The 9462-nt window shown below is 51.1% G+C and carries 10 protein-coding genes and 1 tRNA gene; 6 read left to right on the top strand and 5 right to left on the bottom strand.

Going from position 1 to position 9462, the window contains the following annotated elements; translation table 11 throughout:
- Positions 1 to 148: 148 nt before the first annotated feature.
- Positions 149 to 222 (bottom strand) — tRNA-Asp (locus tag FH871_RS21180).
- 97 nt (positions 223 to 319) lie between these two features.
- Between FH871_RS21180 and FH871_RS21175 the strand changes: the two genes are divergently transcribed.
- From FH871_RS21175 to FH871_RS21160, 4 genes are all read left to right on the top strand, one after another.
- A complete protein-coding gene (locus FH871_RS21175) occupies positions 320 to 841 on the top strand; it encodes a DinB family protein (protein WP_138993354.1) in 522 nt (173 codons plus the stop codon).
- Positions 838 to 1959 (top strand): Nif3-like dinuclear metal center hexameric protein, encoded by a 1122-nt coding sequence (locus FH871_RS21170; RefSeq protein WP_138993353.1) that lies wholly within the window; start codon positions 838 to 840, stop codon positions 1957 to 1959. Before FH871_RS21175 ends, FH871_RS21170 begins: the two co-directional genes overlap by 4 nt.
- An 18-nt stretch (positions 1960 to 1977) precedes the next feature.
- Positions 1978 to 2727 (top strand): zinc ribbon domain-containing protein, encoded by a 750-nt coding sequence (locus tag FH871_RS21165; protein WP_114408998.1) that lies wholly within the window; start codon positions 1978 to 1980, stop codon positions 2725 to 2727.
- A gap of 108 nt (positions 2728 to 2835) precedes the next feature.
- Positions 2836 to 4320: a lipopolysaccharide assembly protein LapB gene (locus tag FH871_RS21160; RefSeq protein ID WP_138993352.1), complete on the top strand. Its 1485-nt coding sequence runs from the start codon at positions 2836 to 2838 to the stop codon at positions 4318 to 4320.
- Positions 4321 to 4432: 112 nt separating this feature from the next.
- Here FH871_RS21160 and FH871_RS21155 read toward each other — a convergent pair whose 3' ends face one another.
- The 3 genes from FH871_RS21155 to FH871_RS21145 form a co-directional block, all read right to left on the bottom strand.
- Positions 4433 to 5164: a LytTR family DNA-binding domain-containing protein gene (locus FH871_RS21155; protein WP_138993351.1), complete on the bottom strand. Its 732-nt coding sequence runs from the start codon at positions 5162 to 5164 to the stop codon at positions 4433 to 4435.
- A 143-nt stretch (positions 5165 to 5307) separates the two neighbouring features.
- Positions 5308 to 6375, bottom strand: coding sequence for a sensor histidine kinase (locus FH871_RS21150; protein ID WP_138993350.1), 1068 nt, complete (start codon positions 6373 to 6375; stop codon positions 5308 to 5310).
- 166 nt (positions 6376 to 6541) lie between these two features.
- Positions 6542 to 7180, bottom strand: a complete 639-nt coding sequence (locus FH871_RS21145) for a histidine phosphatase family protein (protein WP_138993349.1) — start codon at positions 7178 to 7180, stop codon at positions 6542 to 6544.
- A 190-nt stretch (positions 7181 to 7370) separates the two neighbouring features.
- Between FH871_RS21145 and FH871_RS21140 the strand changes: the two genes are divergently transcribed.
- Positions 7371 to 7790, top strand: coding sequence for a hotdog fold thioesterase (locus FH871_RS21140; protein WP_138993348.1), 420 nt, complete (start codon positions 7371 to 7373; stop codon positions 7788 to 7790).
- 116 nt (positions 7791 to 7906) lie between these two features.
- The gene (locus FH871_RS21135; RefSeq protein WP_138993347.1) at positions 7907 to 8362 is read left to right on the top strand and encodes a response regulator; all 456 of its coding nucleotides are present in this window, start codon (positions 7907 to 7909) and stop codon (positions 8360 to 8362) included.
- A 56-nt stretch (positions 8363 to 8418) separates the two neighbouring features.
- Here the strand turns inward: FH871_RS21135 and FH871_RS21130 are convergent, their stop codons facing one another.
- Positions 8419 to 9462, bottom strand: a complete 1044-nt coding sequence (locus FH871_RS21130; RefSeq protein ID WP_138993346.1) for a sensor histidine kinase — start codon at positions 9460 to 9462, stop codon at positions 8419 to 8421.

Here is a 9462-nt window from a genome sequence, read left to right as displayed (position 1 = left end):
CCTAAAAAAATGCAACGCACTCCACAACTTTTGTACTTGATCCAACTTTTGCACTTGATCCCTAAAAAATGAGGGCAACAAAAAAGCCCGTAGAAACGGGCTTTGAGGCTAATAATAGTGTTACTTAAGCGATCTTCCCGCTTTTGAGCGGATCGGACGGGACTCGAACCCGCGACCTCCGCCGTGACAGGGCGGCATTCTAACCAACTGAACTACCGATCCATTTTTATTCCGCCTTCATTTCCTGAAAACGTGGTGCAAAGGTAGCTGCTTTTAGACATTACGCAATACCTTTGCCAAAAAAAACAGATAAAAAAGGATGAAAAAACCATTTCCGACTGAATACCCGGCAGGGAGTTTTTTTGCCAAATACATCGATCTGGTTGATACCGAGAATGTTATTGATCTTTTGCGGCAGCAGCAGGCGATGGTAGAAAGTTTGTATAAAAATTTAACTGTCGTTCAGCAGGACTACCGGTATGCCGAAGGCAAGTGGTCGCCGAAAGAAATGCTGGGCCATATGATCGACACCGAGCGGATTTTTGTCTACCGTGCGCTGTGTATTGCCCGGGGAGAAAAGCAATCGCTGCCGGGTTTTGACGAAAACGTGTATGTCGATAACGCCAACTTCAGCGCGCAGTCGCAGCAGCAATTGGTGACGCACTACGGTTTCGTTCGGCAGTCGACCCTGGCCCTCGCCGAAAGCCTGACGGAAGAGGCCCTGCAACGGATCGGAACGGCCAACGGCTCGCCCTTGTCGGCCCGCGCCTTCTTCTCCATTTTGGCCGGACACGAACGGCATCACCTGAACATCCTGGCGGAACGCTATGGCCTAAAATGACAATACGCGACATCACGACCTACCTGGAGGCCTGGGCTCCGCTGGCCTACCAGGAAAGCTACGACAATGCGGGGCTGATCGTCGGGGACGCTGCCGCCGAAGTAACCGGTGTTCTGGTCACGCTCGACGTCACGGAAGCTGTGGTGGAGGAAGCGATTCGGAAAAACTGCAACCTCATCGTGGCGCATCACCCGATTGTGTTCCGGGGTTTGAAAAAGCTCAACGGCCGGAATTACGTGGAGCGGGTGGTGATCAAGGCCATCAAAAATGACGTGGCGCTCTATGCCGCCCACACCAATCTGGACAACATCGCGGGTGGCGTGAGTTTCAGGATTGCTGACCAACTGGGATTGCAGAAGGTCCGGATTCTGGCGCCGAAATCGGACGTGTTGATGAAGCTGGTCACGTTCGTGCCGAATGAGCAGGAGGGACCGGCGTTCAGGGAAGCCACGCAGACGGTTTTAAATGCGCTATACGAAGCCGGCGTCGGGCAGATCGGGCAGTATGACCACTGTAGTTTTCGGACCGAAGGAACGGGCACATTCCGGGGAAATGACGCGTCGAAGCCCGCACTTGGAAGATCGGGCGAAGACACCACGGCGCACGAAAACCGGATTGAAGTCCTCTTTCCAGCCTACCTTCAGCCTAAAGTGCTGGCGGCTTTGCGGAAAGCGCATCCCTACGAAGAAGTGGCCCATTACCTGACCGCCCTGACGAACGAAAATCAGGAAGTGGGTTCAGGTGCGGTGGGTGAACTGCCGGAACCACTCAGCGAAGCGGATTTTTTAGCCCATCTGAAAACGCAGATGAACCTGTCGGTGATTCGCCATACGGCTTTGCGCGGGCAGCCGGTGCATCGGGTGGCGGTGTGCGGAGGAGCGGGCAGTTTTTTACTGAATGACGCCCTGCGGGCCGGGGCCGACGTATTTATTACGGCGGATTACAAATACCATGAATTTTTTGACGCCGACTCGCGTATTATCATTACAGACATTGGACATTACGAAAGCGAAGTATTTACTAAAGACTTGATTCAACAGTATTTGTTGAAAAAAAATGATACCTTTGCGGTAATTTTGTCCGAAATAGACACCAACCCGGTGCTATACTACTTATAGGCAGATAAAACCGCACGAATGGAACTGACGATTGCTCAAAAACTCGAAGCACTTCTTAAACTTCAATCAATTGATTCTCAGCTTGATGAACTAAAAAAGATCCGCGGTGACCTACCGGAAGAGGTGCGTGATCTGGAAGATGATATTGCCGGATTTGAAACCCGAATCGGTAAATTCAACGCCGATATTCAGGTGTTAGAGGAGGAAATCGACCGGAACAAAGCGATTAAAAAGGATTCAGAGAAGCTGATTACCCGGTATAAGGATCAGCAGATGAACGTTCGCAACAACCGCGAGTTTGACGCCATCTCGAAAGAAGTGGAACTGCAAACCCTGGAAATTGAACTGGCCGACAAAAAGATCAACGAAGCCTCGTTCAAAATCCGCAACAAGCAGGAAGAAATTAAAGCAACACAGTCGGCACTGGACGAACGCAAGGAAGATCTGAAAGCGAAAATGCAGGAGCTGAACCAAATCACGTCCGAAAGCCGGGATGAGGAGAAAGCTTTGCTGAAAGACCGTGACGACCAGGCAACGCACATCGAAGAGCGCCTGCTGAAGTCTTACAATAAAATCCGGGAAAATGCCCTGAACGGCCTGGCGGTTGTGGTCGTGAAACGCGGTGCGTGTGGCGGTTGCTTCAACGTCGTGCCACCCCAGCGGCAGGCCGATATCCGGGATAAAAAGAAAATCATCGTTTGCGAGCATTGCGGACGGGTGTTCGCCGATGTCGAAGGCGTTCCCGAACCGGTATCATCGCGTCGGTAATTGATCGTATTCTTTTTCGTGAAAAGGTCGCCGGGTGGTGGCCTTTTTTTTGTATCCCGGTTTCGGGAACGACCCCGAAACCGGTTCAGGAATTCTTACTTTCGCACCATGCGGATTCTATTGCTTTTGCTGGCTTTCATTGGAACGTTTACCCCGCTCCAGGCCGCCGATTTCGACTTTACGCCCCCGCTCCAGCGCGCCTATGCCGACGTGCTGAAACTGAAAGTACAGGACGGCCGGCGGATGCTGACGGGTGAGCTGGCACGGGAAAACGGCGTGGCGATTTACGTCGATAATCTGGCTGATATGGTCACGCTGCTGGTTTCCGACGACCGGAAGCTCTACAGTCAATGGTCGGACCGGGAAGACCAGCGGCTCGACCAGCTCCGGGATCTGGACGAAAACTCCCCCTGGCAGCGGTTTGCGCAGGCCGAAGTGCGGTTGCATTGGGCGTTCGTCAAGCTCAAATTCGGACAGGAAGTCAGTGCCTGCTGGGATGTGATCCGGGCGTATAAACTACTGGAGGAAAACCGCAAAAAATTCCCCGGTTTTCTGCCCACCTACAAATCCCTCGGGCTGCTGCACGTCATGATTGGCGCGGTTCCCGATAATTACACCTGGGTGACCCGAATGCTGGGCCTGCGCGGGAACATCAAACAAGGGATGCAGGAGCTTCGGACGGTTTCGCAGAAAGACGCCATTTTTCAAACCGAATCGCGGCTGATCGATCTGCTGCTTCGGGCCTACGTGCTGAAATTTACGGCAGCGGATGCGGCCAGTCTTAAAAAGATGGTGCAGGACAATCCGGATAACCTGCTGTTGGGTTTTTTTGCTACTTCCGTATTCATGAAAGAAGCCCGGAGTGAAGACGCTCTGGCTTTTCTGAACGACCGGCCCACCGGCTCCGATTACCTTTCGTTCCCGATTCTGGAGAATTTAAAAGCCGATATTCTGCTCCAGAAAGCAGACTATCAACAGGCCGCTGCGGTTTACCGTACCTTTTTGAGTCAGTACAAAGGTGTTAACTTCCTGAAAGACACGTATCACAAACTGTTTCTGTGCTACTGGCTCCAGGACGACGACACCAAAGCCCTGCCATACCTTCGGCAGGTTAGTCAGGCAGGCGGTGCCGTCGTGGAGTCGGACAAAGCGGCTCAGAAATTCGCGGAATCGTATTTCAAAAAAGGCGTTTCACCCCGGCAGAAAATCCTGATGAAGGCCCGGCTGGCAACGGATGGCGGTTTTTACGAGACCGCCCTGGCGACTTTAAAAAATTATACTGAATCCTCGTTTCCGCTTTTGAACGAGAAGGCCGAGTTTAATTACCGCAAAGGGCGGATTTACCAGCGCGCGGGCGATGCAGACGAAGCGTTGCCGTATTTGGAGCGGGCCGTGAGTCTGAGCGAAACCGACCAGTTATCGCACGGCGCGACGGCAGCCCTGCAACTCGGTTATATCTACCAGCAAAAGCGCAACCTGACCAAAGCCCGGCAGTACTTTCAGAAGGCACTGAGCTACAAAAAACACGAATACAAAAACAGCATCGACAACAAAGCCCGGGCCGCGTTGAATGAATTAGGAGGGGAGAATTAAGAGTTAAGAGTTAAGAGTTAAGAGTTGCGCTGCCAAGTGACTGCGTCAGCCGATCAACGGCGGCTCCTTTTAACTCTTAACTCTTAACTCTTAATTTTTAACTCTTAACCCATTAAAGGCTCATCAATTCCTTGAACCGGATGGCCTGACGGCGGCTGATTTCGATCTTGTCGCCCCCTTTCAGGGTTACCAGCAGGCCACCGCTGAACCACGGCTCGATCTTGTCGATCCACGGCAGATTGATGATGTGCTTGCGGTTGGCCCGGAAAAACGTGTTGGGGTCCAGGCGGTCTTCCAGGCTGTTCAATGACTTCAGCACCAGCGGTTTCTGGTCATCGAAATGCAGCCGGACGTAATTGCCCATCGACTCGAACAACCGGACTTTCCCGAGTTTGACAAACCAGCATTTTTCGCCGTCCTTGACAAACACCTGGTCGTTTTCGCCCAGCACCTTGTTCGTGTCCCGGCGCGGGGCTTCCATTTCGGGGGCATGGCTGTTCTCCTCGATGCGGTTGATGGCTTCCGACAACCGGTTTAATTCAATCGGTTTGAGCAGGTAATCCAGGGCATTGTATTCAAAAGCCGTGATGGCGTATTCGTCGTAGGCCGTCGTGAAAATGACTTCCGGCGATTTGCCGTCAATGGCTGATAATAACTCAAAACCGTTTTTCCCCGGCATCTGAATATCCAGAAACAGCAATTCCGGCTGAAGGTCATCGATCAGTTTGAGGGCTTCGTCGGCGTTGGCAGCTTCGCCAATCACTTCAATTTTAGGGAAATTATCCAACAATCGGCGGAGTTCATTGCGGGCCAGCCGCTCGTCGTCAACGATAAGGGTCTTCATTCAATTAAGTTTATAGTTTATCGTTTATGGTGTACGGTTTTCTGTATTCGGTTTACGCCGGGCGTCGCTACGGATGCGGGTTTGTGTATCAAATGCGTCAACCACCGTAGCGACGGCCCGGCGTAAACTGAAAACCGTAACCCTTAAACTTTTTTCAATTCTTCCGTTCGTTTGAATACACCGGCGGATTGCAGCGGGATGACCACATCGGCACAGACGACGTCGGCGGACTCCTGCTGAATGCGAAAGGTGGCTTCGGGGCCATAGAGCAACTCAAGCCGTTGGGCGGTATTTTTGAGTCCGAAGCCGGACGAGGCTTCCGTGTTGCCCAGCACGCCGGTATTGCGGATGCGTATGTACAGCAGACGGTCTTCCAGCCAGGTGGTCAGTTCGACAAAACCGCCGGAAATGGCTTTCTGAACGCCGTGTTTAATGGCATTTTCAACCAGCGTTTGAAACATCATGGGCGGCACCTGCAAGTACTGGGTTTTCGGATCGATTTCCAGGCGGCAACTCAAACGGTCTTCGTAGCGAACTTTTTCGAGGGCCAGATAATCTTCGACGGTTTTGATTTCTTCCCTTAGTTCAACGGTTTTCCGGCGGTCGGCCAGCAGCGAGTTGCGGAGAATATTGGAGAGTTGGGTGATGCTTTGCTGCGCTTTGGTCGGATTTTCGAGCACCAGGGCGCGGATGCTGTTGAGGGCATTGAAGACAAAATGCGGGTTGAGCTGCGACCGCAGAACCTTGGCTTCGGACTCGCGAATGGAGGTTTTCAGCAGGATTTTTTCAATTTCGGCATCGCGCGAGCGTTCCACATAATGATAAGCCGTATAACTCAGTACCCACGCCAACATGCATTTCCCCCAGTTTAACAAATAGCCCAAAACGATGGACGGTTCGTCGGACAGGTATTCCGGAAGCACCTGTTTATCAATGGGAAGGTTGATGATGGTCATGATGACGGCCAGAACAAAAACCGATAAAATGACCCGTGGCACGAGCTGAAAGAAAGGCAACTGAACCCACCGCCATCGTTTGATCATCAGGCGGTACAGGTGGGTTAGCAGAATACACAGAATGATGGTGGCAATCGCTTCGTAAAAAAAATCAGCCTTGTATCCTTCTCCAAAGGTAAAAATAGCGAACTCTGCCATGATGAGCATCGTCCACCCGACTATCTGACAAAACCAATATATTCTATTTTTAGACATGCGCTCACTTCAGAAATCAACTCCAAAAACATTGTACCCATAACGAATATACAAGTTTGTGGATGAAGTGGGGCTATTATTACAGGAGTGGTAATATAGAATTGTCAGTTGCCGGTTTTTAGTTATGTAACCGCTGGCGTTTTTCCGATGACAAAAAATGAACACCTTATTGATGCATGACCAGTGCCAGCAGGTGGGTGCTGTCGTTGGAAACTTCAATCGTAAATTCGCGGGTGTCGTAATCGTAGATCAGTTTATAGAGGCACAAATTGCTGTGTTCGTACAAATCCATGGTCGCCAGGGATTCATTCATCAGCCACGACAGCAAAATGCGGATGGCCCGGCCGTGCATGCACACCAGCACCGGATTTTCGTCGGGGCGCGAAAGGATGAGGTCGATCACGGGTTTCTGACGCCGGGCAACCTGTTCCGGGCTTTCGCCGTCTTCGGTCGGATAGTCGGTATGGCCAGCCGCCCAGTTTTCAATCAGCGTACGGTAATATTCGTTGTCGAAGCTGTTGGGCGTTTTGCCTTCGCGGGCTCCCCAGCTAATTTCGTTGAGGCCCTCGTAGCTTTCGTGGGGAATGCCGGCGTCGATGAAAAACCGCACCGACTGCATCGTGCGCCGAAGTTTGGAGGTGTATACTTTGGCAAACGGGATGTGCTGATACGCCTGATGAAAAGCCAGGGCCTGAGCCTGTCCCATCGCATTCAGATCTGAATCTACGCCACTGCCCTGAACAATGCCCTGTCGGTTGTAATCCGTTTCGCCGTGGCGAATGAGATATATCGTTTTTTGTTCCAATCCTCTGTGGTTGTAATAGGTATTCCGATAAATGTAAAATGGAAAAGTTAAACGGTCTGCGAAATGAAAAACCAGCCGCTAGAATACTTTATTAATTCTCATTTTACATTTTAAATTTGCTATTTCACACCGTGACAGCTTCGCTCTGTCTGGCAAAACGCCTGCAAAATTACGAAAAATTCTTCACACAATGAAGCCGGACTGGACTTTAGAATCCCTGCAGCAATTTCATAAAAACTCCATTGTTCATCACCTGGGAATCGAGTTAACCGAACTCGGCGACGGGTTTATAACCGCCCGGATGCCTGTCGACCACCGGACCCACCAGCCGTTCGGGATTTTGCACGGGGGCGCATCGGTGGTGCTGGCCGAAACCCTGGGCAGTGTGGCCTCGGTGACGCATCTCGACGATCCGACCCGCCAGCGGGCTGTGGGCCTGGAAATCAACGCCAACCACATTCGTTCCGTAAAAGAAGGGTGGGTCTACGGCAAGGTGACGCCGATCCACGTCGGCCGGACGACGCACATCTGGGACATTCGTATTACGGACGAAGCGGGTAAACTCGTCTGCATCAGTCGGCTGACCGTGGCAGTACTGGAAAATAAGTAAGTAATACGGCGAAATACCGGAAAATAACTAAGTATTTATTCTGAAAAGTTTTGCATAATAATTGTTTGCCAGTGAGTCGTTGAAAGCATCCATTTAAATAAACTCACGGAAACGTTATGGAAAATTCTGGATCAGATAAGCGGTCGGTTATGATTCCCCGTCCGGTGCCGGTGGGCGAAAATCCTACGCTTTGTTTTATTGAAGATAACGACGAGAATCTGATTCTGTACGAATGGATCAATGCGCGCTACCTGCCTGATTACACCTTTCAGCTCTATTCGGACGGTTTTTTCCTGCAAGAGCGTTTAAACGCATTCGCTCCAAAGCCGGATCTGATCTTGCTGGATTTGAAGATGCCTTACATCACCGGTTTTCAGTTGCTAACCCGATTGAAAGCGCATCCGGACTGGAAGCACATCCCGGTGGTAATTTTTACGCATTCGACTTCACCAAAAGACGTGGAGCACTGCTTTGCGGCCGGTGCCGACGGTTTTATCAACAAGGAGATTTCCGTACACGGCATTACGGCGCAGCTTGTCGAGGTGTGTGAACATTGGCTGAAATACACGTAAATCATCCATTTTCATCACGCGGTAATGACCTGGCAGATGATTTTATTTTTTGGAAGTTACCCCGCCACCCCCTCTGTCGTAGGCGTCAGCAGCGGCACGCCCACCAGAAATTTATGCTCGTCAGTATAGATCGTCACCGGCGAATGGGCGAGGAGTTTATACTTGATCATGATGTTCTGCAACCCGATCTGGTTGGACGGAACGGCCATTTTCTTCTTTTGCAGATTGTTTTCCACATACAGGTGGCCTTCCAGCGTGTAAAGCTTGATTGTCAGGGGGCGGCTGACGGCAATGATGTTGTGTTTAATGGCATTTTCGAGCAGAATCTGGAGTGTCAGGGGTGGAATGAGGTACGTCAGGTAGCCGGGATCCAGGTCCAGTTCCATGAAAATACCGTCGCCATACCGGGTTTTCAGCAAGTGAAAATAGGCTTTGATGAATTGAATTTCGTCGTTGAGCGGACACAAATCCCGGTTGTTCTGCTGAAGCAAATACCGGTACACCGACGATAGTTCATCCACAAAAAGCTCGGCCTGCTGGGCATCGCTGGTGATCAGCGACGACAGCGAATTCAGGTTGTTGAACAGAAAATGCGGATTGATCTGGGTTTTGAGCGAATCGAGCTGGCTTTGCAGGTTCACTTTTTTCAACTCCTGCGCTTCGGTATAGGCAACTTTCCAGCGCTGATACAGGTAAACGCCTTCGTAATAGGCGGCTATTTGCACCGTTCCGGCGAAGGAAACGAGGGTATTAAAAAAATACGGCCTGAATTGCAGGTAATCTTCGGTAGGCCAGAGGCCGATGCGTTCGTAAAAGAACGTCTGGGTGATGCGGATCAGGCTGGCAAAAAAGGCAAACCAGATCAGTTGGTACAAAACCCGCTGCCGGGTCTGGGTCAGGTCGGGGTATTTTCGGCGGGAAAGGATAATGCCCCGGCGGTTGGTTTCCCAGACGAGCACACTGCCTAAAATGAAGAAAAACGGAATGCGCCAGTCGTCCGGGTAGGGGACATTCGTGTAACCGTACATGGCCCACTGACCCGTAAAAGACAGCAACGGGATGCCCAGAATGCGCATCCACTTGTCATTCAGTTTCTGCAT

Origin of the sequence: Larkinella sp. C7 (assembly GCF_006149005.1) — a bacterium.
Lineage (GTDB): Bacteria > Bacteroidota > Bacteroidia > Cytophagales > Spirosomataceae > Larkinella.
This window is presented reverse-complemented; position numbering and strand designations above follow the sequence as displayed.